Source organism: Pigmentiphaga sp. H8 (assembly GCF_003854895.1).
GTDB lineage: Bacteria > Pseudomonadota > Gammaproteobacteria > Burkholderiales > Burkholderiaceae_B > Pigmentiphaga.
The window spans coordinates 1,790,204-1,814,149 of record NZ_CP033966.1 but is presented as its reverse complement, the minus strand read 5'-3'; the positions used below and the strand labels follow the sequence as shown (position 1 = coordinate 1,814,149).

Sequence of the window (23,946 nt, the reverse complement as noted above, 5' to 3'; positions counted from 1 at the left end):
ACCTCAAATAATTTTCCGCATCCAGGCAGGGAAAGAACCTAGAAAAAAATCCCTGCATCGCGTCGCCCGCGAGGCAGGGATTTCCATGACACGGCGCCGGGAACGGCGCCCGGGCCTCGGGGTTATTGCAGCAGGCTGCGCAGCATCCAGGCGGTCTTCTCGTGGAATTCCAGGCGCTGGGTCAGCAGGTCGGCGGTCGGCTCGTCGCTGGCGGCGTCGGCCACCTTGAGGATGTTGCGGGCGGTCTTGGCCACCGCCTCGTGCCCCACCACCAGCTGGCGCACCATTTCCAGCGCCTCGGGCACGTCGGCCGGTTCGCTGATCGTGGTGAGCTTGGCGAACTCGCGGTAGGTGCCCGGCGCGACGTGTCCCAGCGCGCGGATGCGCTCGGCCACGTCGTCGATGGAGTTCCACAGGTCGGTGTACTGGGTCATGAACATGGCATGCAGGGTGTTGAACATCGGCCCCGTCACGTTCCAGTGGAAGTTGTGCGTCATCAGGTAGAGCGTGTAGGTATCGGCCAGCAGCTTGGACAAGCCCCCGGCCACCGCGGCGCGGTCCTTGTCCGAGATGCCGATGTCGATGCGCAGCGCACCGGCGGCCGAACGGGCCGCGCCACCATTGCTTGCGGGTTTCTTGGCAGTTGCTTTCTTCACCATAGCTGACTCCTTGTCAAAGTCGAAACCGACGTCACAGGATACTAGATTGGGATGAATCGCGGCATGACAAGCGCCGTGGCCTCAGGCCGTCTGCGCGCTGGCCTCCAGCATGGTCACGCCATTCAGCCGACAGTCGTGGATCGCGGCGATCAGGGTGTCGATGGCGGCCGTGCGCGGGAAGCTCTTGCGCCATGCCAGCACCACGCGCCGGTCGGGCACCGGTGCCTCGAAGGGAATGTAGCGCAGCAGGTCGCGGTCGTCGGGCTGGGCCGGGATCGACGACATCGGCAGCACCGTGATGCCTATGCCCGAGGCCACCATGTGCCGGATGGTCTCCAGCGACGATCCCTCGAAGGTCCGCTGGATGCCTTCGGTGGTCGCCGAAAAGCGCGACAGCTCGGGACAGACCTCCAGCACCTGGTCGCGGAAGCAATGGCCCGTGCCCAGCAGCAGCATGGTTTCGCTCTTGAGTTCCTCGGCCTTGACGTGGCTGCGGCTGGCCAGCGGATGCCCCTTGGGCACCGCCACCACGAAGGGCTCGTCGTACAGCGGCTGGATGGTCAGCCCGGCGTCGGGCAGCGGCAGGGCCATGATGGCGCAATCGATCTCGCCCTGGCGCAGCAGCTCCAGCAGCCGCGTGGTGAAATATTCCTGCAGCAGCAGCGGCATCTGCGGCGCGCTCTCGATCAGGCGCGGCACCAGTTGCGGCAGCAGATAGGGGCCGATGGTGTAGATCACGCCCACCCGCAGCGCGCCGGACAAGGGATCATGCCCCTGCTTGGCGATCTCCTTCAGGTTGGCGCTTTCCTCCAGCACCTTCTGGGCCTGGGCCACGATGCGCTCGCCGATGGGGGTCACGCCCACCTCGGTGCCGCCCCGCTCGAACAGCGTCACGCCCAGCTCGTCCTCCAGCTTGCGGATGGCCACCGAAAGCGTGGGCTGGCTGACGAAACAGGCTTCGGCGGCACGGCCGAAGTGCCGCTCCCGCGCCACCGCCACGATGTACTTCAGTTCTGTCAGGGTCATCTCTCGCCTCTTTTCAAGCCTTGAGGAAATCTTCCCGCCCGCGCATCCATCGCGCCAGGTGGGCGGACACCACGTCCTGCGCGTGCGCCTGCAATTCGGCGGCGGCATCGTGCGCCTGCTCGGCGATCTCCAGGTCGGCGTCCAGGTCGGCGAACCGCATCAGCGCCAGGCCCGATTGCCGCACGCCCAGGAACTCGCCCGGCCCGCGCAGCTCGAGGTCGCGCCGCGCGATCTCGAAGCCGTCGGTGGTTTCGTGCATGGTGCGCAGCCGCGCCTTGGCGACCTGCGACAGCGGCGCCTGGTACAGCAGCACGCACACCGATTCGGCCGCGCCCCGCCCTACCCGGCCGCGCAACTGGTGCAACTGCGCCAGGCCGAAGCGTTCGGCGTGCTCGATCACCATGAGCGAGGCATTGGGCACGTCGACGCCGACCTCGATCACGGTGGTGGCCACCAGCAGGTCGAGATCGCCGTCCTTGAAGGCCTGCATGACCGCCGCCTTCTCGGAGGTCGGCAGCCGGCCGTGCACCAGTCCCACGCGCAGTTCCGGCAGCGCCTGCCGCAGCGTCTCGAAGGTATCGACGGCGGTCTGCAACTCCAGCGTCTCGCTTTCCTCGACCAGCGGACACACCCAGTACACCTGGCGGCCCGTGCGGGCGGCCTCGTGGATGCGCGCCACCACCTCGTCGCGGCGCGTATCCGACAGCAGCTTGGTGATGACCGGCACGCGGCCCGGCGGCAGTTCGTCGATGACCGAGACGTCCAGGTCGGCGAAGAAGGTCATCGCCAGCGTGCGGGGGATGGGCGTGGCCGACATCATCAACTGGTGGGGGAATACCTCGTCCTCGCCGCCCTTGTTGCGCAGGGCCAGCCGCTGGCCCACGCCGAAGCGGTGCTGCTCGTCGACGATGGACAGGCCCAGCCGCGCGAACTGCACGTGCTGCTGGATCAGGGCCTGCGTGCCCACCGCCAGCGGCGCCTCGCCGCTTTCTATCAGCGCGGCCGCCTCGCGCCGGCCCTTGGGCGTCAGGCTGCCGGTCAGCCAGGCCACCTTCACGCCCAACGGCTCGAGCCAGCCCACCAGCTTGCGGAAATGCTGTTCGGCCAGGATCTCGGTGGGCGCCATCAGCGCCGCCTGATAGCCGTTGTCGATGGCCTGCGCGGCGGCCAGCGCCGCCACCACCGTCTTGCCGCTGCCCACGTCGCCCTGCAGCAGCCGCTGCATGGGGTGCGGCCGGGTCAGGTCGGCGGCGATCTCGTCCCGCACCCGCTGCTGGGCGCCGGTCAGTTCGAACGGCAGCGCGCGCAGCAGCCGCGCCACCAGTCCGTCCGCCGCGGTCGAGCGCGCCAGCGGCGGGGCCCGCTTGTCCAGCCGGGCGGCGCGCGCCCGCGCCAGCGACAACTGCTGGGCCAGCAGTTCGTCGAACTTGATGCGCAGCCAGGCCGGATGCGCGCGATCGACCAGGGGCTGCGTGGCCACGTCGGGCGGCGGCGCGTGCAGCAGCCGCACGGCCTGGCCGAAAGGCATCAGGCCATAGCGCTGCAGCAGCGCCTCCGGCAGCGTGTCGCGCAGGTCCGCCTGCGCCAGCGCCGCGGCGATGGCCTTGCGCAACGTGGCCTGGGGCAGCCCCTCGGTGGTGGGATAGACCGGCGTCAGGCGGTCGGGCAAGGGCGTGTCGCCGTCGGCGACCGTGGTACGCGGATGCACCATCTCCATGCCGAAGAAACCGCCGCGCGCCTCGCCCCGCGCGCGGATGCGGCGCCCCACCGCCAGTTGCTTCTGCTGGCTGGGGTAGAAATTCAGGTAGCGCAGCGCGAGTTCGCCGGTGTCGTCCTCGATCGCGGCCACCAGCTGGCGCCGCGGCCGGTAGGCGACTTCGCAGCGCGTGACCACGCCCTCGACCTGCGCCCACATGCCCGGCAGCAGCCGCTTGATCGGCGTCAGCTGCGTCTCGTCCTCGTAGCGGATGGGCAGGTGCAGGACGAAGTCGTCCGCGACGCGCAGCCCGAGCTTGCGCATCTTGCGCTGCTGCGGCGTCAGCTCGGCCTCGTCCTGGGCGGCGGTGCGCGCGCTCATGGCTGGACCCGGATCAGATGACCAGGATCGCCTCGACCTCGAACTCGGCGCCCTTGGGCAAGGCAGCCACGCCCACCGTGGAGCGGGCGGGGAAAGGCTGGGGGATCAATTGCGCCATGATGTCGTTGGCCGTGCCGAACTTGGACAGATCGGTCAGGAACAGCGTCAGCTTGACGACCTGATCCAGCGTGCCGCCCGCCTGGCGCACCACCGCTTCCATGTTGGCGAAGGCCTGGCGCACCTGGGCCTCGAAACTGCCCGTCTCCAGTTGGCCGGTGGCGGGAATCAGCCCGATCTGGCCCGACAGATAGACGGTCTTGCCGGAGGCGGGTACGGCCACGGCCTGGGAATACGGGCCGACGGCCGCCGGCGCGGCATCGGTGTGGATGATCTGCTTGCTCATGCTTGCCTCGAGGAATGGGGAATCCGCGCCCATGGGCGCCTATGCATAAAGCTATCAGAAATTCGTTTGTCATAGTGCCTGCCCCGCCCCAGGGTAACAATTTCCCTGTTGCTAGAATGGCCTTCAAAGCGCGATTTCCTCCAAAAGCGTACGCTGCGCGCCGCGCGATCAAGAAGCCACCCGACACCAGGCAGCAGGAATCCCTTCGTATGAAAGCAACCTCATGGCGCGAGCGTCTGCTGGGCAAGGCCCGGGACCCGCTGTCCCCGGACACCCGGCATTCCCTCGCGCTGGCGGCCTTCCTGGCCTGGGTGGGACTGGGCGCGGACGGCCTGTCTTCCTCGTCCTACGGCCCCGAGGAAGCTTTCCGCGCGCTGGGCTCCCATACCCACCTCGCCCTCTTCCTGGCCATCGCCACCGCCATCACGGTGTTCGTCGTCGCGCTTGCCTACAACCAGGTCATCGAGCTGTTCCCCACCGGCGGCGGCGGCTACCGGGTCTCGACCGCGCTCCTGGGTCCCACGGCCGGGCTGGTGTCCGGGTCGGCGCTGATCGTGGACTACGTGTTGACCATCGCCATCTCCGTGGCCAGCGGCACCGACGCGCTGTTCTCGCTGCTGCCGGCAAGCTGGCAGACGTTCAAGCTGTGGACCGCCTGTGTGATGGTGCTCCTGCTGATATGGCTGAACCTGCGCGGCGCCAAGGAAAGCATCAAGGTCCTCTTGCCCATCTTCGCCGGCTTCGTGGTCACGCATGCCATCCTGATCGCCTGGGGCATCTTCGCCCACGCCGAGGGCCTGCCGCTGCTGATTCCGGACACCATCCGGGAAGTGCGCGAGTTCTCACAGGAGGCCGGCTGGTTCTTCGTGCTGGCGGTGTTCCTGAAGGCCTATTCGCTGGGCGGCGGCACCTATACCGGGATCGAGGCGGTCTCCAACAACGTCGATCGCCTGGCCGAGCCGGTGGTCCATACCGGCAAGGCGACCATGCTGCTGATGGCCACCAGCCTGGCCTTCACCGCCGGCGGCATCATCCTGCTGTACCTGCTGTGGAACGCGGCGCCGGTGGAGGGCCAGACGCTGAACGCCGTGGTGTTCGGCAACGTGCTCGGTGAAATGGGCTTCGGCGGCGGCAACCTGGTCGTGGCGCTGACCGTGGTGCTGGCCTTCGAGGCGGGCCTGTTGTTCGTAGCCGCCAACACCGGCTTCCTGGGCGGCCCCTCGGTGCTGTCCAACATGGCTTCCGACTCCTGGATGCCGCACCGCTTCCGCTACCTGTCGAACCGGCTCGTTACCGAGAACGGCATCCTGCTGATGGGCATCTCCGCCTTCGCCATCCTGCTGCTGACGGGCGGCAAGGTATCCGTCCTGGTGGTGCTGTATTCGATCAACGTGTTCCTGACCTTCACGCTGTCGCTGGCGGGCCTGTCGCTCTTCTGGATACGCAACCGCCACAAGCCCCTGCACAAGAAGCACTGGCGGCAGCGCCTGGCCCTGTCGCTGGTGGCCGTCACCATCACCAGCTCCATCCTGGTCGTCACCATCGTCGAGAAATTCTTCGAAGGCGGCTGGGCCACGCTGCTCATCACCAGCGTGCTGATCCTCATCTGCCTGGGGATACGGTCGCACTACCGGGAAACGCGGCGCCGCATCGCCGCGATCGACGACATCTTCGCCGACCAGGCCTTCGGCTCGGACTGCTCGCCGCCCGCGCTCGACCCCTACGCCCCCACGGCCGCCTTCCTGGTCGGCTCCAGCCGCGGCGGCGGCCTGCACGCGCTGCTGTGGGTGCAGCGCATGTTCCCCGATCACTTCAAGAACTTCATCTTCATCAACGCACGGACCGTGGACGCGCAGGTCTACGGCGGCCCGGAAGCGATGGAGGCGATGAAGCTCCAGGCGACGACCTCGCTGAAATTCTTCGAGCGTTTCTGCAACAGCTACGGCATGGCCGCGACCAGCCGCCTCCGCTTCGGCACCGACGCCGTGCGGACCCTGGAAAAGGAAATCACCGAAGTCCTGCAGGAATATCCCAACACCATCGTCTTCGCCAGCAAGCTGGTGTTCAAGCGCGAGAATTTCGTCACCCGCCTGCTGCACAACCAGGCGATCAACTCGCTGCAACGGCGCATGCACGTCAACGGCCAGCAACTGATGGTGCTGCCCATGCTGATCGACTAGCGCCCGGGCGCGCCGGAGCGCGGTATCCTTAGGAGAACACTCCGGGAACCGCGCTCTCCATGCTTCGCTTCGAACACCTCATCCAGATCAACGACCCGCTCGTCCCCCTGCTGACGCCGCTCACCCGCGAGCAGATCTGGCGCGGGCTGTTCATCCGGGCCCACGAGCCCACGGAATTCGTCATGGGGCTGGAAAGCTGCACCATCGAGGCGGAAGCGGTCGGGCAGGAGCACACCGTGCTCAAGCGCGTGCTCGACTTCGGACCGTTCCAGGTCCACGACGAGGTCACGCTGACGCCCATGCGGCAGGTCAGGGTGCTGGCCACCGCCACCGAACTGTGGCCGCGCAGCGAAGCCACGGTCCGCATCGAGGAACCCGAACCCGACGTGCTGTTCCTGCGCTTCATCTACGAGCTGGACCTGCAGGAAGGCCACAGCGAGCTGGACGAAACCGTGGTGGCCCTGCGCAAGCAGGCCTATATCGCCGCCGACATGGACACGGTCCAGCGCATCCGGGAGCTGGCCGAGTCCGGCCGGCTCGTGCACTGATCCGGATTACTTCTCGACGAAGGCGCGCTCGACCACGTAGTCCCCGGCATGGCCGGTGTGCTCGGACGCCTTGAAGCCCAGGCCGTCCAGGATGGCGGTGACGTCGGCCAGCATGTGCGGGCTGCCGCACAGCATGGCGCGGTCATGCTCGGGATTGATGGGAGGCAGGCCGATGTCCGCCGCCAGCTTGCCGCTGGTCAGCAGATCGGTGATGCGGCCCTGGTTGCGGAACGGCTCGCGCGTGACCGTGGGATAGTAGATCAGCTTGTCGCGCACCATGTCGCCGAAATATTCGTTGCCCGGCAGTTCGCTGCCGATGTAGTCCGAATAGGCCAGTTCGCTGACCCAGCGCACGCCGTGCACCAGCACCACTTTCTCGAAGCGCTCGTAAACGTCGGGATCCTTGATGATGCTCATGAAGGGGGCCAGGCCCGTGCCCGTGCCGAACAGATACAGGTTCTTGCCGGGCAGCAGGTCGTCCACCACCAGGGTACCGACCGGCTTGCGGCTGACCAGGATGGAATCGCCTTCCTTCAGGTGCTGCAGGCGCGACGTGAGCGGACCGTTGGGCACCTTGATGCTCAGGAACTCGAGGTGTTCCTCGTAGTTGGCGCTGGCGATGCTGTAGGCGCGCATCAACGGCTTGCCCTCGACCTCCAGGCCGATCATGACGAAATGGCCGTTATGGAAACGCAGCGCGGGATCGCGCGTGGTCTTGAAGCTGAAAAGCGTCTCGTTCCAGTGATGAACGCTCGTGACGCGTTCGGTATTGAAAGCGGCCATGGCCTGTCGGATCCCATCTAGATAGTCGGGCCAGTTTACCAAACCATGACTGGCCGTCGGACGTAAACCTTAGATTTTATGCGGATTAGCGGGCAGTAAGGCGAAATTGACCGCATCTTATGAACATGGGTTTTAAGCATATTTCCGCCGGCCGGGGTAACCCGCTGTTTCCTTCCCATCATGACCGCGACTGACCTGGATCAATCAAACTGTCCCGGATCTCCTGTGTAATGGTTCCATCCCCCTCACCTTCCGGAGGCCGAACGATGACTGCCATGATGAAAGCCGCCGTGTTCGTTGCGCCCGGGCGCATCGAGATCGCGGACAAGCCCATCCCCGGCGTGGGCCCGAACGACGCCCTGGTCCGCATCACCACCACGACCATCTGCGGGACCGACATCCACATCCTGAAAGGCGAATACCCCGTCGCGCCGGGCCTGACCGTGGGCCACGAGCCGGTGGGCGTGATCGAGAAACTCGGCAGCGCCGTGGCCGGCTACCGGGAAGGCCAGCGCGTCATCGCCGGCGCCATCTGCCCCAATTTCAATTCCTACGCCGCCCAGGACGGCGTGCCGTCGCAGGACGGCAGCTACCTGGTCCCGCAGGGCCTGTGCGGCTGCCACGGCTACAAGGCCACCGCCGGCTGGCGCTTCGGCAACCTCATCGACGGCACCCAGGCGGAATACGTGCTGGTGCCCGATGCCCAGGCCAACCTCGCCCCCATCCCGGACGGCCTGACCGACGAACAGGTGCTGATGTGCCCGGACATCATGTCCACCGGCTTCAAGGGCGCCGAGAACGCCAACATCCGCATCGGCGACGTCGTGGCAGTGTTCGCCCAGGGCCCCATCGGCCTGTGCGCCACCGCCGGCGCCCGGTTGTCGGGCGCGACGACCATCATCGCCATCGACGGGAACCCGCACCGGCTCGACATCGCCCGCAGGCTGGGGGCGGACGTCGCGCTGAATTTCCGCGAATGCGACGTGGTGGACGAGATCATGAAGCTGACCGGCGGCCGCGGCGTGGACGCCTCGATCGAGGCCCTGGGCACCCAGTCGACCTTCGCGTCCGCGCTGCGCGTGCTCAAGCCGGGCGGCACCCTGTCCAGCCTGGGCGTCTATGCCGAGGACCTGACCCTGCCGCTATCGGCCTTCGCCGCCGGACTGGGCGACCACAAGATCAATACCGCGCTGTGCCCCGGCGGCAAGGAACGGATGCGGCGGCTGATCAACGTGCTGGAATCCGGGCGCCTGGACCTGGGGCTGCTGGTGACCCACCAGTTCAAGCTGGACGACATCGTGGCGGCCTACGAGTTGTTCGCGAACCAGCGGGACAATGTGCTGAAGGTGGCGGTCAAGCCGCATTGAGGGATATGGCGCGAGGCGTGCCCCGCGCCTATCCGCGCAATGGAACGGGAACGGTTTTTCCAGGCTTGGCGTCGGGCCTGATATCGGCCAGCCCGGTACCCCAGGCGGCCAGCATGCCCTGCGCGACATCGCGAAAGCCCGGGTAGCGCGCGGCATGGTCGGTGATCATCGGCGCGATCCCGTGCACGGCTTGCGTGATCCGTTCGCGCGCTTCGTCCATGTCCGCCTTGCTCAGGCCCAGCCACGTGGCCCCGTAGATCGCCAGCATGCTGCCCGACGCCCACACGCGCTTGCCCTGCAAGGGCAGCGCAGGCAGGCTCGTCGCGAATCTCGGATAGACGGTGCTGCTCAGGACGTCGTAGACCGGCGCCAGCCGGACATCGTCGATATCGGTATAGACCAGTGCGAAATTCTTCAGATGCGCATCGGCATTGCGGATGGCGTAATTCAGCAATATCAACACATAGAGGCGACGCGCCGCATCCTTGAATGCCGCGCGCGGCACGTAGGCACGGGTGAGCCTGGCCAGATCCTCCAGCGTCCCCTTGTACTTGTTGACGGCGTCATTGGGCTTGAGCGCGCAGTAATCCTCGACCGCCAGCATCCGACCGTCCGCGGTACGGTCGAAGCGCCGTACCGCCAGCACCTGCCCGTCGGTGGACAGCCGTGCCTCGGGCACCTCGAGGCCGGCCGCACGAGCGACTTCCAGGCAAAGGAACTCGTTGATCGCGAGTCCCGGCAGATCCTCGAAACCCGTCTTCAGGATGAACTCGTCCGTCCAGACCGTCGCCCTGTCCTCGGGCCGCACGAGCGCCTTGGGCATGACGCCGGACACCCCTTCCGCCACCCCGCCTTCCAGCAGCCGCAACAGGTTTTCCCGCGAATTGGCCGACGCGAGCAATCCCGCCATGTCGGCCTTGCTGGAGGCCGCGGCAAGCGTGGCGCCTCGCGGCACCACCTGGACGCGTCCGATCGTGTTGGCGCCCGTCAGCGCAAGCAGACCGAAATCGCTGACGTCGGCATGCGGGCCCAGGCGGCGGATCATCAGATTCTTCTTGAACCCCTCGGGCAGATTCATCTGGAAGAAGGGATGCAGCGTCTTCCAGTCGTACGACGCCGCGCGCACCGGCATGAGCAGCGAAACAAAGCGATTCGGCGGCACGTCGGGCAGGTAGCCGAAGACATACCGGGCGGCTTCCTCGGCAAGCGTTCCCACCAGTTCGCCGCTCACATGGACATCGAGCGTCGCGCGGCTCATGGCTGGCGCTTCGTCGCTTTCGGACCGCGCGCGGAACGCTTGCGCACCCGCTGGCGCGTGGGGATATCGCCCGCCTCGGCAGGCTCGGCCAGGACGTCGTCGAGCGTGCGCTGATGCCCTGGCCGACGCGCGATCAACTCCAGCCCCACGGCATCGAAAAGGCTCAGCATCTTGACGGCGCCGATTTCGGGCAAGGCCCCCGTCTCGAACATGCTGATGCGGCCGCGCGCCACGCCGCTCATCTCGGCGACCTGCTGTTGAGTCAGATCGGCCGCCATCCGGGCACTACGGAAGGCTTCTCCCAGCTCGGCAAGGTTCATGTTCTATATCCGGAACATTATTGGCGAAATCCTAGATAATGAATCGTATATGGAACACTACGCCATCGCAAGTCCATATCTCTTATTCGAGACATTAAAAGAAGAAACTCATTTAATGCATCATATTCATTACATTAAATCAGAGGCTCGCCCAAAACAAAAACGACGTCCGCATCGCAAGATGCAGTACGTCGTTTTTGAATGAAACCCTGGTGGAGCGGAGGAGGATCGAACTCCCGACCTTCGCATTGCGAACGCGACGCTCTCCCAGCTGAGCTACCGCCCCACGTGCAGACCGCAACTATACCGTATTTTTTTGATACGTGCGTGGCGCCTCGAACAGCAGATCCGGACCGATCTCGGCCACGCGGCGGGCGCCGCAAAGCTGCATGCCGCGCTGGAACTCTTCCCGCAGGATGTCCAGTGCCCGAACGGCGCCCGCCTCGCCCGCGGCGATCGCCCCCCACAGCGTGGCCCGCCCCACCAGCACGGCGTTGGCCCCCAGCGCCAGCGCCTTCAGGATGTCGCCGCCGCGCCGCACGCCGCCATCCACCAGCACTTCCATGCGGCCGGCGGCGGCCTGCGCAACGCCGGGCAGCGCGTCCAGCGTCGCCGCGGCGCCGTCCAGCTGCCGGCCGCCGTGGTTGGACACGACCACGGCGTCGCAGCCCAGGCGCGCCAGCCTGTCGGCGTCGTCCGGACGCAGCACGCCCTTCACGATCAGCTTGCGCGGCCACTGGTCGCGCAGGGCCTCCAGGCGCGCCCAGTCGAACGAGGGATCGTAGCTGCGGCCCACCGACGAGGCCAGGCGCGTGGCATCGGCGCCGGGCGCCTCCAGGCCCTTCAGGCTTTCCATCACGGGCAGGCCGCGGCACAGCATGTCCAGCGCCCAGGCCGGCCGGCTGGCAAAGTCGCGCAGGTTGCGCGCGGTGTAGTGGAACGGGAAGGACAGGCCGTTGCGGAAGTCGCGCTCGCGCTTGCCGCCCACGGGCAGGTCGACGGTGATCATCAGGCCTTCGTAGTCCGCCGCCCGCGCGCGGGCGATCAGCGACTCCAGCAGCGGCCGGTGGCGCAGGATGTAGGCCTGGAACCACAGGCGCCCCGGCGCGGCATCGGCGATCTGCTCGATCGAGGCGGTGGCCGAGGTCGACAGCGTATAGGGCACGCCCGCCCGGGCGGCGGCGCGGGCGATGGCGATGTCGCCGCCGCGGCGGCCGAACCCCACCGCGCCGGTGGGCGCGACGGCCAGCGGCAGGCTGGACGGGGCGCCCAGTACCCGCGCGCCGGGGTCCACCGCCGATACGTCGACCAACGCGCGCGGTGCCAGCCGTACCCGGCGGAAGGCCGCGCAATTATCGGCCAGCGTCTGTTCGTCTTCGGCGCCGCCGTCGAAGAAATCGAAAATGGCGCGGGGCAGGCGGCGCCGCGATGCGCGGCGCAGGTCTTCGATGCTGCAGGCACGTGACAGTCCGGTCATGGCCCCGCGCCTATTCCGCCGTGATGCCGGCGGCCTTGATCACCTCGGCCCAGCGCTTCTGGTCCTGGACCAGGAACTTGCCGAACGCCTCGGGCGTATCGCCGATGACCTCCGCCCCCAGTTCCTTCAGGCGCTTCCCCACGTCGGGCTGCCGCAGCGCCTCGACCATGGACTGGTTCAGCTTCTGCACCACCGGCTGCGGCGTGCCGGCCGGCGCCAGCAGTCCCACCCACGGCGCAGTGTCCTGGAAGTCGGGGAAGCCGACGTCGGCCATCGTGGGCACGCCGGGAAACTCGGCGCCGGCCTGCGGCGTCCCCACCGCCAGCACTTTCAGGCGCTTCTCCTGGACGTTGGCGGCCACGCCTATGATGGGATAGAACATGAACGAGACGCGCCCCGCCATGACCTCGGTCAACGCCGGACCGTTGCCGCGAAACGGCACGTGGATCATGCGCGCCTTGGCCATGGTCGACAGCATCGCGCCCGCCAGGTGGGCCGACCCGCCGTTGCCCGCGGAACCATAGCTGATGGTGTCCGGCCTGGCGCGCGCCTGCTCGATCAACTGCTTCATGGACTGGATGGGCGACTGATAGGCGGTGACCGCGACCATGGGCAGCGATGCCCCGTTGGAAATCGGCGTGAAGTCCTTCAGCGGGTCGTAACCGGCCTTGGCGCCCAGCAGCAGCCAGTTGACGTTGTGCGACAGCGAGGCGAACAGCACGGTGTATCCGTCCGCCCCGGCCGCCGCCACCTCGCGCGTGGCGATCAGCGAATTGGCGCCCGCCTTGTTCTCCACCACCACGGGGTGCCCCAGCGAACGCGTCATTTCCTGCGCCAGCACCCGGGCGATCACGTCGGTGGGGCCGCCGGCCGCGAAGCCGACGATCATGCGTATGGGCCGGTCCGGATAGGCGCCGGCGGCCGATCCCGCGGCGGCGGCCAGCGTGGCGGCCAGCAACAGTGTCGATGTCTTTTTCATTGGGGTCTCCTCCTCGTGGTCTCCAGCGTCATGCCGCCGCAGCGAAATACCGGTCGGCCATGACCTGGCAGCGTTTGATCAGGCGGGACTCGTCCGGGCCATAGTCGGCCACGGCATTGTGGATGGTCCCCATGTTGTCCCACATCAATACGTCCTTCACCGCCCAGCGATGGCGATAGCGGAAGGCCGGCTGCAACTGATGGGCGAACAGGAAGGCCAGGATCTCGTCGCTTTCGTGCTCGGGCAGCTCGTTGATGCGCACCGCGTACCCGGGGTTGGCATACAGCACCTTGCGCCCGGTGATGGGATGGGTCAGGAAGACGGGATGCGAGACCGGAGGCTTGGCGCGGCGCTGCGCCTCGGTCAGCGGCGGACGCTGGCTGCCTTTTTCCCGCCGCATCATTTCCCAGAACTTGTTGAAGTCGTGCAGCACGGTCATGCCGTCCAGCCGCTGCCGCAGGCCCTCGGGCAACGCGTCGTAGGCGGCGTGCATGTTGCTGAATTCGGTGCAGCCCAGCGGTTCGCCGTCGCGCACGGGTATGCGGATGCCGTACAGGATGTTGGCGAAGGCGATCATCCTGCTGTAGGACATGTCGGTGTGCCAGTCCTGCCCGGCATCGGCCAGCCCCACGGGCTTGCCGTCCTCCACCATGTTGGACAGGATCATGACCTCGGGCATGCCCGGCTCCTGGTAGCTGTTGGCCACGTTGACCTCCAGCGTGCCGAAGCGCGCGGCGAAGGACCGCAAGTGCGCGGGGGTAAGGTCCTGCCCGGGAAAACTCAACACGCCATGACGTCCCAGCAACTGCTCGACCTGCCGGAACTGCGCGTCGTCCAGCGGACGGGACAGGTCCAGGTTCTCGATCCGCGCGCCCAGGCTCTGGCCGCTTTCCACCACCTTGATCATTCCTTTCTCCATGAGTGCGATCAACCCGTGCCGCTACCAGGCGGCCTGCAGCAACTGCCTCAATTCATCCTGGCCGGTCACCCGGCGCGGATTCAGTGCCAGCCCCCTTTCGCCCAGCGCGTGCCTTGCTACGCCGGGCAGCGCCTCGGCCGCCACGCCCAGGTCGCGCAGCCGCGACGGCGCGCCCACGGCTTGGCGCAAGGCTCGCAGGCTGCCCGCCACCGCTTCGGGCCGGGTCTCGCGCCCCGCGCTCAGCGCAGCCGCCGCCATGGCCAGTTCGGCGTTCGCGGCCGGCAGGTTGTAGTCCGCCACATGGGGCAGCATCACCGCGTTGGCCGCGCCGTGGGCAACGCCGCAGCGGCTGCCCAGCACATGGCACAGCGCGTGGTGCAGGCAGCTGCCCGCCGAGGCCAGCACCATGCCCCCCAGATTGGCGGCCACCAGCAGCTCGCCGCGCGCTCCGGCGTCGCGAGGCCGCCTGGCCACGGCCGGCAGCGCCGCCGCGAAGCGCGCCAGGCCTTCCAGCGCCAGCGCCGTCGCGTAGGGCGACCGCTGGCGGGAATACAGGCCCTCCAGGCAATGCGCGAGACCGTTCAGGCCGGAGTCGAGCACGATCCGCGCCGGTACTTCCGCATTCAGGGCCGGGTCCAGCAGCACCACGCGGCAGGCGCAGCGCTCGTCCCGGAACAAGAGCTTGCCGGGGCCATGCGCGATGCCGAACGACGGCGTCATCTCCGCCCCCGAGGCGGTCAGCGGCACGGCCAGGATGGGCAGCTTCGCGCGCCGCAGCGCGGGCACCCGCACCGTATCCGGAGGCGTGAAGCGCGTGGCGTGCCGCGCCAGCTCTCCCCCTTCGGCCGCCAGCAGCGCGGCTGCCTTGGCCGTGTCGATGACGCTGCCGCCGCCGAAGGCGACCAGGCAGTCAGCCTCGTGTTTCGCGATGTCGTGCGCCACGCGTTCGACGGTGTCGACCGAGGAATGCGGCGGCACGTCGACGCTTTGCGCGGCGCGGTCGCCCAGCGCATCCACCAGCCGGCCGTATTGCGGCATGGTTCGCGACCGGCGGCTGGCCAGCAGCAGCGGACGGCGCGCGCCCAAGCTCGCCAGCTCCGGCCCGGCCTCGTCCACCGCGCCCGGCCGGAACACCACGCGCGTCAGCAAGGAATGCGACTGGAAAGCTGCGGGAAACGCAAAGGGGCCTGGTGTCATGCTCGTGAACGATGGGCATCGGCGATGCGGTCGCAGTGTATCGACGCGACCCAGGTCGCGATAGAATCCAACCGGGAAATCATCGTTTCCAGAACGAAAACAGACTCATGCCCAATCGGGAGGCACGTTGGACAAGCTGCGCTGCATCGAGGTGTTCATCGAGGTCGCCCAGGGCCTGAGCTTTTCCGGCGCCGCCCAGCGGCTGGGCATGGCCAAGGGCAACGTCACCAAGCACATCGCCTGGCTCGAACGGGAACTGGGCGTGCAACTGCTCCAGCGCACCACCAAGAGCGTGAGCCTGACCGAGTCCGGCCTGGCGCTGCTGGAGAATGGCCGCGACCTGCTCGAGCACATGGAAGGCGTGGAGACCGCCGTGCGCCGCTCGGTCAAGGAACCCAAGGGCATGCTGCGCGTGGGTACGCCGCCTTCGTTCGGCGCCTTCCACCTGGTCCCGGTGATCACCGCGTTCTCGGCCGCGCACCCCGACATCCGCGTGGTGATGTACCTGGACGACGGCCGCACCGACCTGGTCGGCGAAGGGCTGGACATGTCGGTGCGCATCGCCTCGTCGCTCAAGGACACGAGCCAGGTCTCGCACCGGCTGGCCCGGGTGCCGCAGGTGCTGGTGGCCGCGCCCGCCTACCTGGCCCGGCGCGGCCGCCCGGCGTCGGTCGAGGATCTCGCGCGCCACGACTGCATGGTGCACGCGCTGAAGTCTCCCACCAACGTCTGGTCCTTCCAGGGCCCCGGCGGCAAGGTGACGGTCAGGGTGGGCGGCACCATACGCGCCAACTTCGGCGAGCCCCTGCGGCATGCCGCGCTGCTGGGCCACGGCATCTCCATGCACCCGACCTACATGGTGTCCGAGGACCTGCGCCAGGGCCGGCTCGAAGCCGTGCTGGCGGACTACCGGCCGACCGAACTGGAGATCCACGCGGTCTTTCCCAGCCGCCGCAACCTGCCGCTGCGCGTGCGCACCTTCCTGGATTTCCTGAAGGGCTGGTTCAGCCAGCCGCGCTGGGAAGACGTCGCCTCATAGTTACCAAAACGGAAACACTGTTTTCTCCCGACGCCGCTGGTCCGCGCGCCGGGGCGCTGCCTATACTGCCGCCTCGCGCCCCCCACCACCGCGCCCGCCACGAGGCGCGCCGCGCTCCGCCGCGGCCCAGAGGAGACCCACCATGCCGAAGTTGCCGCAAACACTGCTGGGCGGCCTGCTGCTGGCCGCGGCCCTGCCCGCCGCCGGCGCCTACCCAGAACGCGCCGTGCGCATCATCGTGCCGTTCGCGGCCGGGGCGACGCTGGACCTGATGACTCGCGCGGTGGCCGAGGAACTGGCCCACCAACTCGGCCAGCCCGTGGTGGTGGAAAACCGCGCCGGCGCCAGCGGCATCATCGGCGCCGACGCGGTGGCCAAGGCACCGGCCGACGGCTACACCCTGATGATGGCGCCGTTCAGCGTGCTGGCCGTCAATGCCAGCCTGCACAAGAACCTGCCCTACGACAACCTGCGCGACCTCGCGCCCGTGGCCCTGGTCGCGGTGGCGCCGCACGTGCTGCTGGCCAGCGCCCAACTGCCCTACCGGACGCTGGCCGAGCTGCTGGCGGCCGCCAAGGCCCGACCCGGGCAGATCGCCTATGCCTCGGCCGGCGCGGGCAGCTCCGCGCACCTGGCGACCGAGGTCCTGCTGTACAAGGCGGGCGTGAAAATGGCGCACGTGCCCTACAAGGGAACAGCGCCGGCGTACAACGACCTGATACCCGGCCGCGTGGCCGTGATGATAGACGGCGTGGGCGCGGCCCTGCCGCGCATCCAGTCCGGCCAGGTGCGCGCGCTGGGCGTGACCAGCCCCGAGCCGGTGGACGTGCTGCCCGGCGTGCCCACCCTGGCCCGGGCCGGCGTACCGGGCTACGACGTCACGCCGTGGTACGGCATGGTGGCGCCGCGCGGCACGCCGGAGGCGGTCGTCGCCACGCTCAATGGCGCCGTCAACCGCGCCCTGGCCACCGAGGGCCTGCGCCGCCGGTTCGCCGAAATGGGCCTGCAGCCCCGCGGCGGCAAATCCGCCGACTTCGGCGCCTACATGGCAAGCGAAACCGCCAAGTGGCGCGAGGTGGTACAAGAAGCGCACGTCAGCATCGAATGAAGGGCCGCATCAGCACACCCGCCATGAGTCATCGCCTGTTCTCCCCGCTGCCGCTGCGCGGCGTCACCCTGCCCAACCGCATCGGCGTCGCGCCCATGTGCCAGTATTCATGCGTGGACGGCCTGGCCAGCGCATGGCACATGGTGCACCTGGGCAGCCGTGCGGTGGGAGGCGCCGGCCTGGTGCTGCTGGAGGCGGCCGCGGTCACGGCCGACGGACGCATCAGCCCGGGCGACCTCGGCATCTGGAATGAAGCCCAGGCGCAGGCGCTGGCTCCCATCGCGCGCTTCATCGCCGAGCAGGGCGCGGTGCCGGGCATCCAGCTTGCGCACGCGGGCCGCAAGGGCTCGACCAGCCGCCCGTGGGAAGGCAAGGCCGGCATCCCGACGGAACGCGGCGGCTGGCCGGTCATGGCGCCCAGCGCCCTGCCCTTCGCCGACGGCTATCCGCTGCCGCGCGAGATGTCCGAGGCCGACATCGCCGGCGTCGTGGACGCGTTCGCCCACGCCGCGCGCCGCGCCGCCGCGATCGGCATGCGGGTGATCGAACTGCACATGGGCCACGGCTACCTCATGCACCAGTTCCTGTCGCCCCTGGCCAATCTGCGCCGCGACGCCTGCGGCGGCGACTTCGAAGGCCGCATCCGCGTGCCCTTGCGCGTCGCCGCCGCGGTCCGCGACAGCCTGCCGTCCGAGCTGCCCTTGTTCGTGCGGCTGTCCGCCACCGACTGGCTGGACGGCGGCTGGGACCTGCCCCAGTCCATCGCTCTCTCGCAGCGGCTCAAGGCGCTGGGCGTGGACCTGGTCGATTGCTCCAGCGGCTCCATCCGGCCCGGCTCGCAGGGCAGCGGCGAACCCGGCTTCCAGGTCCCCCTGGCTGCCGCGATACGGCGGGACGCGGGCATCGCCACGGCGGCGGTGGGCGGCATCACCGAGGCCCGTCAGGCCGAGGCCATCCTGCAACGCGGCGACGCCGACCTGATCCTGCTGGCACGCGCGCTGCTGCGCGATCCTTATTGGCCGCTGCGCGCCGCCACCGAACTCGAGGCCGCCGCGCCGGACTGGCCGGTGCAGTACCAGCGCGCAGTAACCCGCATGCGCGGCTAGCGCGCCCGCGCCGCCGGCGCGATTTGAGTTGCGCCCCGTCTTGCCCAACAATGCGGCATGGACAGACGGATCTCGAACCCCGGCGGCGGCATGCCGCGCACCACGCTCGGACTCGGCACGCGGGCCGCGAAGCTGGCGGCCTCGTCGCTGGCCGTGGCCTGGCTGGCCGGCTGCTCGCTGCCGCCGCTGGCCGACCGCTCCGTGTCGTCGGCCCTGGACCCGGACGCCTCGCGCCAGACCGCGCTGGGCCGGGTGATCGCGCCGCAGGCCGACGCTCATCCGGGCAGGACCGGCTTCCACCCGCTGGCCGACGCCCGCGACGCCTTCGCCGCGCGCATGCTGCTGGCCCATGCGGCCGAACGCACGCTGGACATCCAGTACTACATCTGGCGCGGCGACATGACCGGCACCATGATGCTGGAGGCGCTGCACGCCGCGGCCGACCGTGGTGTACGGGTGCGGCTGCTGCTGGACGACAACGGCATCGCCGGCCTGGACGAGACCCTGGCCGCGCTGGACGCCCACCCCAACATCGAGGTCCGGCTGTTCAACCCGTTCGCCATCCGGCGTCCCAAGATGGTGGGCTACCTGTTCGAGTTCTCGCGCCTGAACCGGCGCATGCACAACAAGTCGTTCACGGCCGACAATCAGGCGACCATCGTGGGCGGCCGCAACATCGGCGACGAATATTTCGGGGCCACCGACGGCGTGCTGTTCGCCGATCTCGACGTGCTGGCCGTGGGCGGTATCGTGAACGACGTCTCGGCCGACTTCGATCGTTACTGGGCCAGCGTCTCGGCCTACCCGGTCGACCAATTGCTGCCGGCCGTCCCGGCCGCCAGGCTGGACGAATTGGCCGCCGACTCCGCCTCGATCGAAGCCAATCCGTCCGCGGCCGCCTATGTCGGGGCCATGCGCGAGCAGCCCTTCGTGCGCGACCTGCTGGCGGGCACGCTGCCGCTGACCTGGGCCCCCGCGCGCATGGTCAGCGACGATCCGGCCAAGGCGCAAGGCCAGGCCGGGCCCGAAGGGCTGCTGGCCCACCAACTGGCCGCCATCATCGGCACGCCGGAAAAGGAACTGGGCCTGGTGTCGCCCTACTTCGTGCCAGGCGCACAGGGAACCGCCGCATTCGCGGCCATGGCGCGGCAGGGCGTGAAGCTGCGGGTACTGACCAATGCCCTCGAAGCCACCGACGTCCCCGTCGTGCATTCGGGCTATGCCCGGCGGCGTAAGGATCTGCTGGAAGCAGGCGTGCGCCTGTACGAAATGCGCAGCGCCTCGCACCACAGCGGCAAGCCCGAAGGCAAGCCGCTGTTCGGCAGCTCGGGCTCCAGCCTGCACGCCAAGACCTTCGGCGTGGACCGCACCCGGGCCTTCATCGGATCCTTCAATTTCGATCCGCGCTCGGCCAACCTGAACACGGAGCTGGGCTTCGTCATCGACAGCCCCGAACTGGCCCGCGGCATCTCGGAAGCGTTCGACACCACCGTCCCCGACAGCGCCTACGAGGTCCGCCTGGCTCCCGGGGGCAACCTGTACTGGCTGGAGCGCCGGGACGGCCGCACCATCCGGCACGACACCGAACCCGGCACCAGCCTGCTCAAGCGGCTGGCGATCCGGCTGATGTCGTGGCTGCCCATCGAGCCCCTGCTGTGACGCGGACCGGCTCCGCCGTCAATGCCCGGTGCCGTCGGAATTGCGGCTGGCCTCGAACAGGAACCACGTGCGCCGCTCGGTCTCGTCTATCCAGTTCTCGATCAGGCTGGCGGTGGCGATGTCGCGATGGGTGTCGCAGATGTCGTGCGCCTCGCGCAGGTGGCTGGCCAGGGTCTTGTTGTCCTCGCGCAGTTCGGCCAGCATGTCCAGCGGCTGGACGTAGTCCGCGTCGTTGTCCAGGATGCGCTGCAGCCTGGCGATATGGCCGATGGACTTGATGGTGGGTCCGCCTATCTTGCGCACGCGCTCGGCGATGACGTCGGTCATGGCGAAGATCTCGACTCCCTGCTCGTCCAGCAGCACGTGGTAGTCGCGGAAATGCGGACCGCTCATGTGCCAGTGGAAATTCTTGGTCTTCAGGTACAAGGCGAAAACGTCGGCCAGGATCCCGTTGAGCACGCCGCTGAGTTCCCGTGTCGCTTCCGCGCCCAGGTCGGTGGGGGTGGCCAGCGGGGCCGCGCGGCGCTTCTTCAACTTGCCTTGACGTTCGGTGTCCATTCGCTTCATGGCATGCTCCAAAGGAGAGGTGAGGCGGGCGGCGCGCAGGCGCAGGCTTGCGGTGGCCGTACCCGCCGTCCGATTATGGAAGGCGTGGACCGCCAGATCAACCGACGGTCAATCTAATGGTAAACCCGTAGCCCATCCATGAATGGGTGTAGACTAGTGCGCTCTCGTATTCCGGCCCGCGGCGAGGACTCCACCGCCGGCCGCCTCTTCCCGAGCCCTGCCGCTTGAACTCCGATTCCCCTTCGCTTCCGGCCTCGACGCGCCCGCTCTGGAAAGCCCGCGCGCTGGTGACGATCTCGCTCATGACCGGCGTCATGGGCAGCAGCGTCCCCACGCCGCTCTATCCCCTCTACCAGGCGCAACTGCACCTGCCCTCGTTCACCACCACGGCCATCTTCTTCGCCTATGTGGTCGGCGTGCTGAGCGCGCTGCTCGTCGGCGGCCGCCTGGCGGACCGGGTCGCGGACCGCCGCCGGCTGCTGCTGCCCGCGCTGGCCATGGTGGCCACCGGCGCGATCCTGCTGGCCCTCGCCCACAACCTGGGCATGATGCTGGCGGGCCGCCTGCTGGCGGGGCTGGGCACCGGCACGCTGACCGGCGCGGCCAACGCCGCGCTGCTCGACCTCGAGCCGCCGCAGCACAAGCAGCGCGCCGCGCTGTTCGGCACGGCGGCCTTCACGCTGGGCTCCATCCTGGGGCCGATCCTGAGCGGCGTGGCGTTGCAGGCCGGGTTCTATCCCACCGTCCTGCCCTTCCTGATCATCATCTTGATCGTCCTCGCCGTCGGCCAGGGATTGTGGCGCCTGCCGCTGCGCCGTGCCGCCACACCCGCCCCGGCCCCGCATTCGCCGCAGGCCGTGCATGCGTCCGCCCGCGCACTGCCGGCCCGGCGCGTCACCCAGCTGATGCTGCTCTGCTGCATCACGCTGTCCATCGTCTGGGGCGTCGGTTCGTCGCTGATGGCGATGGGGCCATCGCTGGGCGAAAAACTGCTGGGCATCCACGACTACGCGCTCAGCGGCTACGCCAGCTCGCTGCTGGCGGCCTGCGCCGGCACGGCGCAGTTCCTCAGCCAGCGTACGTCCAGCACGTCCGCCTTCCGCTACGGCAACGTGGTCTTCGCCAGCGGCCTGGCCTGTGCCATCGCCTCGCTGCTGGCCACCCAGGCCTGGCTGATGGGCGTGGCGGTGCTGATCACCGGCCTGGGGTTCGGCGCGGCATTCATCGGCGCCGCCGGCATCGTCAACCAGATCGCGCCGCCCCAGCGGCGCGGCCTGATGGTCTCGCTGTTCTACATCGCGGGCTACATCGGCAACGCGTGGCCCATGCTGCTGGGCTTCATCACCGATCACGCCGGCCCCATGACCGCGGCGATGACGCTGCTTCTTACCGCCATCGCCGCGTCGGCGGGTTTCGTCGTCCTGTCCCGCCGGCTGCTGCCCATCCGCTCCTGACGGATACCCGGTCCGCCCTCTCCAAGTTACCCACCCCCGGTGTGGACAACTTTGGGGACAGCCTTGGGACTACACAAAAAAACCTTTTTTCACCAACGACTTACCCGGCGTGATGAAAAAATGGGCACGCCGATGAAACCGGATGGTTCTCCCTCCATGACCGACCGACGTACCTTTCTCGCCACCACGAGCGCCCTGGCCCTGGCCGCGCTGGGCTACGCGCCGGCCGGCGCGGCGGCGCCGCTCAAGCTGGGCGCGCGCACGCCCTTCTCGTTCGACCGCCTGGTGCGCGAAGCGCGCGAGGCCGCCACGCGCCCGTTCCAGGCCACCCCCATGCCGAACTGGCCCATCCTGGAACGCCTGGACTACGCCGCCGTGGGAGAAATCCGCTTCAAGCCGGACCATGCCCTGTTCGCCGATGGTCCCGGCCGATTCCCGGTCACCTTCTTCCATCTGGGCCGCTTCTCGCCCACGCCGGTACGCATGTACGTCCTGGACGGCAACGGCGGCCAGGCGCGCGAGATCCTGTACGACGAAAGCTATTTCGACATGCCGGCCGACAGCCCCGCCCACGCGCTGCCGCCCGGCATCGGCTTCGCCGGCTTCCGCTTCCAGGAAAGTCGCGTGGCCGAACCGCCCGCGCCGGACTGGCGCACGAACGACTGGGTGGCCTTCCTGAGCGCCTCGTACTTCCGCGCGATCGGAGAACTCTATCAATACGGCCTGTCGGCACGCGGCATCGCGATCGACATCGCCGTGCCCGACCACGCCGAGGAATTCCCCGCCTTCACGCACATCTACTTCGTGCCGCCGGCGGCCGGCAGCGACACCGTCACGGTCTACGCCCGGCTGGACGGCCCCGGCATCACGGGTGCCTTCCGCTTCGACATGACGCGCGGCAAGGCCGTGCTGATGGACATCGAGGCAGCCCTGTTCCTGCGCCGGGACATCGAACGCCTGGGGATCGCCCCGCTGACCTCCATGTACTGGTTCTCGGAAGCCGCCAAGCCCGCCGCCGTCGACTGGCGGCCCGAAGTGCACGATTCGGACGGACTGGCGATGTGGACGCGCGGCGGCGAGTACATCTGGCGGCCCCTGAACAATCCGCCGCGCATCATGGCCTCGGCGTTCGGCGACGACAACCCGCGCGGCTTCGGCCTGCTCCAGCGGGACCGGAACTTCGACCACTACCTGGACGGCGTCCACTACGAACGCCGCCCGTCGCTGTGGGTCGAACCGCTGGGCGACTGGGGCCCGGGCGCCGTCCACCTGGTGGAGATACCCACCGACGACGAGATCCACGACAACATCGTCGCGATGTGGGTGCCCGCCGCCCCGGCAACGAAGGGCAGCGAGCACCGGTTGAAGTACCGCCTGCACTGGACCGACCGCGAGCCCTATCCGCCGGCCGCGGCCCGCTGCGTGGCCACCCGCCTGGGCAACGGCGGGCAGCCGGGCCAGCCGCGGCCCCAGGGGGTGCGCAAGTTCATGGTGGAATTCCTGGGCGGCCCGCTGGCCGGCCTGCCCTACGGCGTCACGCCGGAAGCCGTGCTGTGGGCCTCGCGCGGCAGCTTCTCCTATGTGTATGTCGAGGCGGTGCCCGACGACGTCCCCGGCCACTGGCGCGCGCAGTTCGACCTGACCGTGGACGGCGCCGATCCCGTGGAGATGCGCCTGTACCTGAAGAGCGGCGAGAAGACGCTGTCGGAGACGTGGCTGTACCAATACCATCCGCCGGGCGGCGGCGCCTGACCGCGCCGGGGGCCTCCCCCGGCCGCCGGGTTTTCCAATAGACTCGCAGAACACCGCCCGGAATCCGC

At 68.5% G+C, this 23,946-nt stretch carries 21 protein-coding genes and 1 tRNA gene; 9 read left to right on the top strand and 13 right to left on the bottom strand.

All coding sequences use genetic code 11. The annotated features are described in order from the left end of the window. Window positions 1-122: 122 nt before the first annotated feature. From EGT29_RS08555 to EGT29_RS08540, 4 genes are all read right to left on the bottom strand, one after another. Entirely contained in the window at window positions 123-659 is a 537-nt protein-coding gene (locus EGT29_RS08555) for a Dps family protein (RefSeq protein ID WP_124688621.1), read from the bottom strand. 81 nt (window positions 660-740) lie between these two features. Then, window positions 741-1,685: a LysR substrate-binding domain-containing protein gene (locus tag EGT29_RS08550; RefSeq protein WP_124688620.1), complete on the bottom strand. Its 945-nt coding sequence runs from the start codon at window positions 1,683-1,685 to the stop codon at window positions 741-743. Between the two features lie 13 nt (window positions 1,686-1,698). After that, window positions 1,699-3,762, bottom strand: coding sequence for an ATP-dependent DNA helicase RecG (gene recG, locus EGT29_RS08545; protein ID WP_124688619.1), 2,064 nt, complete (start codon window positions 3,760-3,762; stop codon window positions 1,699-1,701). 13 nt (window positions 3,763-3,775) lie between these two features. Then, a complete protein-coding gene (locus EGT29_RS08540; protein WP_124688618.1) occupies window positions 3,776-4,165 on the bottom strand; it encodes a Rid family detoxifying hydrolase in 390 nt (129 codons plus the stop codon). A gap of 209 nt (window positions 4,166-4,374) precedes the next feature. Here EGT29_RS08540 and EGT29_RS08535 point away from each other — a divergent pair, with 209 nt between their 5' ends. Together EGT29_RS08535 and EGT29_RS08530 are read left to right on the top strand one after the other, a co-directional pair. Continuing rightward, a complete protein-coding gene (locus EGT29_RS08535) occupies window positions 4,375-6,345 on the top strand; it encodes an APC family permease (protein WP_124688617.1) in 1,971 nt (656 codons plus the stop codon). Window positions 6,346-6,404: 59 nt separating this feature from the next. Next, window positions 6,405-6,893, top strand: coding sequence for an SRPBCC family protein (locus EGT29_RS08530; protein ID WP_124688616.1), 489 nt, complete (start codon window positions 6,405-6,407; stop codon window positions 6,891-6,893). A gap of 6 nt (window positions 6,894-6,899) precedes the next feature. Here the strand turns inward: EGT29_RS08530 and EGT29_RS08525 are convergent, their stop codons facing one another. Next, a complete protein-coding gene (locus EGT29_RS08525) occupies window positions 6,900-7,676 on the bottom strand; it encodes a ferredoxin--NADP reductase (RefSeq protein WP_124688615.1) in 777 nt (258 codons plus the stop codon). Between the two features lie 266 nt (window positions 7,677-7,942). Here EGT29_RS08525 and EGT29_RS08520 point away from each other — a divergent pair, with 266 nt between their 5' ends. After that, window positions 7,943-9,043: an NAD(P)-dependent alcohol dehydrogenase gene (locus EGT29_RS08520; RefSeq protein ID WP_124688614.1), complete on the top strand. Its 1,101-nt coding sequence runs from the start codon at window positions 7,943-7,945 to the stop codon at window positions 9,041-9,043. A 28-nt stretch (window positions 9,044-9,071) separates the two neighbouring features. On the opposite strand, the gene EGT29_RS08515 is transcribed toward EGT29_RS08520, so the two are convergent. From EGT29_RS08515 to EGT29_RS08485, 7 genes are all read right to left on the bottom strand, one after another. Next, window positions 9,072-10,301 (bottom strand): type II toxin-antitoxin system HipA family toxin, encoded by a 1,230-nt coding sequence (locus tag EGT29_RS08515; protein WP_124688613.1) that lies wholly within the window; start codon window positions 10,299-10,301, stop codon window positions 9,072-9,074. Then, window positions 10,298-10,621 carry a helix-turn-helix transcriptional regulator gene (locus tag EGT29_RS08510; RefSeq protein ID WP_124688612.1) on the bottom strand — a complete coding sequence of 108 codons (324 nt, stop codon included), beginning with the start codon at window positions 10,619-10,621 and terminating at the stop codon, window positions 10,298-10,300. The genes EGT29_RS08515 and EGT29_RS08510 overlap by 4 nt, the downstream gene beginning before the upstream one ends. 210 nt (window positions 10,622-10,831) lie before the next feature. Continuing rightward, window positions 10,832-10,907: transfer RNA gene (locus tag EGT29_RS08505), tRNA-Ala, on the bottom strand. Between the two features lie 15 nt (window positions 10,908-10,922). After that, a complete protein-coding gene (locus tag EGT29_RS08500) occupies window positions 10,923-12,098 on the bottom strand; it encodes an alpha-hydroxy acid oxidase (protein WP_124688611.1) in 1,176 nt (391 codons plus the stop codon). 10 nt (window positions 12,099-12,108) lie between these two features. Then, window positions 12,109-13,077 carry a tripartite tricarboxylate transporter substrate binding protein gene (locus tag EGT29_RS08495; protein WP_124688610.1) on the bottom strand — a complete coding sequence of 323 codons (969 nt, stop codon included), beginning with the start codon at window positions 13,075-13,077 and terminating at the stop codon, window positions 12,109-12,111. 28 nt (window positions 13,078-13,105) lie between these two features. Beyond that, on the bottom strand, window positions 13,106-13,984 hold the full coding sequence (locus EGT29_RS08490; protein ID WP_124688609.1) for a TauD/TfdA family dioxygenase: 879 nt from the start codon (window positions 13,982-13,984) through the stop codon (window positions 13,106-13,108). 33 nt (window positions 13,985-14,017) lie between these two features. Then, window positions 14,018-15,145 (bottom strand): iron-containing alcohol dehydrogenase family protein, encoded by a 1,128-nt coding sequence (locus EGT29_RS08485; RefSeq protein ID WP_161567747.1) that lies wholly within the window; start codon window positions 15,143-15,145, stop codon window positions 14,018-14,020. Window positions 15,146-15,320: 175 nt separating this feature from the next. On the opposite strand from EGT29_RS08485, the gene EGT29_RS08480 reads away from it, so the two are divergent. The 4 genes from EGT29_RS08480 (at window position 15,321) to EGT29_RS08465 (ending at window position 20,105) form a co-directional block, all read left to right on the top strand. Then, the gene (locus EGT29_RS08480) at window positions 15,321-16,232 is read left to right on the top strand and encodes a LysR family transcriptional regulator (RefSeq protein WP_124688607.1); all 912 of its coding nucleotides are present in this window, start codon (window positions 15,321-15,323) and stop codon (window positions 16,230-16,232) included. A 142-nt stretch (window positions 16,233-16,374) separates the two neighbouring features. Beyond that, on the top strand, window positions 16,375-17,340 hold the full coding sequence (locus tag EGT29_RS08475; RefSeq protein WP_124688606.1) for a tripartite tricarboxylate transporter substrate binding protein: 966 nt from the start codon (window positions 16,375-16,377) through the stop codon (window positions 17,338-17,340). Between the two features lie 23 nt (window positions 17,341-17,363). After that, window positions 17,364-18,446 (top strand): NADH:flavin oxidoreductase/NADH oxidase, encoded by a 1,083-nt coding sequence (locus tag EGT29_RS08470; protein WP_124688605.1) that lies wholly within the window; start codon window positions 17,364-17,366, stop codon window positions 18,444-18,446. Between the two features lie 90 nt (window positions 18,447-18,536). Next, entirely contained in the window at window positions 18,537-20,105 is a 1,569-nt protein-coding gene (locus EGT29_RS08465; protein ID WP_124692269.1) for a phospholipase D family protein, read from the top strand. Between the two features lie 18 nt (window positions 20,106-20,123). On the opposite strand, the gene EGT29_RS08460 is transcribed toward EGT29_RS08465, so the two are convergent. Further along, on the bottom strand, window positions 20,124-20,672 hold the full coding sequence (locus EGT29_RS08460; RefSeq protein WP_124688604.1) for a Dps family protein: 549 nt from the start codon (window positions 20,670-20,672) through the stop codon (window positions 20,124-20,126). Window positions 20,673-20,896: 224 nt separating this feature from the next. Here EGT29_RS08460 and EGT29_RS08455 point away from each other — a divergent pair, with 224 nt between their 5' ends. Beyond that, entirely contained in the window at window positions 20,897-22,126 is a 1,230-nt protein-coding gene (locus EGT29_RS08455) for an MFS transporter (RefSeq protein ID WP_124688603.1), read from the top strand. A 156-nt stretch (window positions 22,127-22,282) separates the two neighbouring features. Continuing rightward, complete coding sequence (locus EGT29_RS08450) at window positions 22,283-23,878, top strand: glucan biosynthesis protein (RefSeq protein WP_124688602.1); 1,596 nt, start codon at window positions 22,283-22,285, stop codon at window positions 23,876-23,878. The last annotated feature ends 68 nt before the right edge of the window (window positions 23,879-23,946 follow it).

Bases quoted from the DNA above. Each gene is read 5' to 3' on its own strand.
- EGT29_RS08555 (WP_124688621.1), bottom strand. From the start codon at position 659: ATGGTGAAGAAAGCAACTGCCAAGAAACCCGCAAGCAATGGTGGCGCG.
- EGT29_RS08550 (WP_124688620.1), bottom strand. From the start codon at position 1,685: ATGACCCTGACAGAACTGAAGTACATCGTGGCGGTGGCGCGGGAGCGG.
- recG (WP_124688619.1), bottom strand. From the start codon at position 3,762: ATGAGCGCGCGCACCGCCGCCCAGGACGAGGCCGAGCTGACGCCGCAG.
- EGT29_RS08540 (WP_124688618.1), bottom strand. From the start codon at position 4,165: ATGAGCAAGCAGATCATCCACACCGATGCCGCGCCGGCGGCCGTCGGC.
- EGT29_RS08535 (WP_124688617.1), top strand. From the start codon at position 4,375: ATGAAAGCAACCTCATGGCGCGAGCGTCTGCTGGGCAAGGCCCGGGAC.
- EGT29_RS08530 (WP_124688616.1), top strand. From the start codon at position 6,405: ATGCTTCGCTTCGAACACCTCATCCAGATCAACGACCCGCTCGTCCCC.
- EGT29_RS08525 (WP_124688615.1), bottom strand. From the start codon at position 7,676: ATGGCCGCTTTCAATACCGAACGCGTCACGAGCGTTCATCACTGGAAC.
- EGT29_RS08520 (WP_124688614.1), top strand. From the start codon at position 7,943: ATGACTGCCATGATGAAAGCCGCCGTGTTCGTTGCGCCCGGGCGCATC.
- EGT29_RS08515 (WP_124688613.1), bottom strand. From the start codon at position 10,301: ATGAGCCGCGCGACGCTCGATGTCCATGTGAGCGGCGAACTGGTGGGA.
- EGT29_RS08510 (WP_124688612.1), bottom strand. From the start codon at position 10,621: ATGAACCTTGCCGAGCTGGGAGAAGCCTTCCGTAGTGCCCGGATGGCG.
- EGT29_RS08500 (WP_124688611.1), bottom strand. From the start codon at position 12,098: ATGACCGGACTGTCACGTGCCTGCAGCATCGAAGACCTGCGCCGCGCA.
- EGT29_RS08495 (WP_124688610.1), bottom strand. From the start codon at position 13,077: ATGAAAAAGACATCGACACTGTTGCTGGCCGCCACGCTGGCCGCCGCC.
- EGT29_RS08490 (WP_124688609.1), bottom strand. From the start codon at position 13,984: ATGATCAAGGTGGTGGAAAGCGGCCAGAGCCTGGGCGCGCGGATCGAG.
- EGT29_RS08475 (WP_124688606.1), top strand. From the start codon at position 16,375: ATGCCGAAGTTGCCGCAAACACTGCTGGGCGGCCTGCTGCTGGCCGCG.
- EGT29_RS08470 (WP_124688605.1), top strand. From the start codon at position 17,364: ATGAGTCATCGCCTGTTCTCCCCGCTGCCGCTGCGCGGCGTCACCCTG.
- EGT29_RS08465 (WP_124692269.1), top strand. From the start codon at position 18,537: ATGCCGCGCACCACGCTCGGACTCGGCACGCGGGCCGCGAAGCTGGCG.
- EGT29_RS08460 (WP_124688604.1), bottom strand. From the start codon at position 20,672: ATGAAGCGAATGGACACCGAACGTCAAGGCAAGTTGAAGAAGCGCCGC.
- EGT29_RS08450 (WP_124688602.1), top strand. From the start codon at position 22,283: ATGACCGACCGACGTACCTTTCTCGCCACCACGAGCGCCCTGGCCCTG.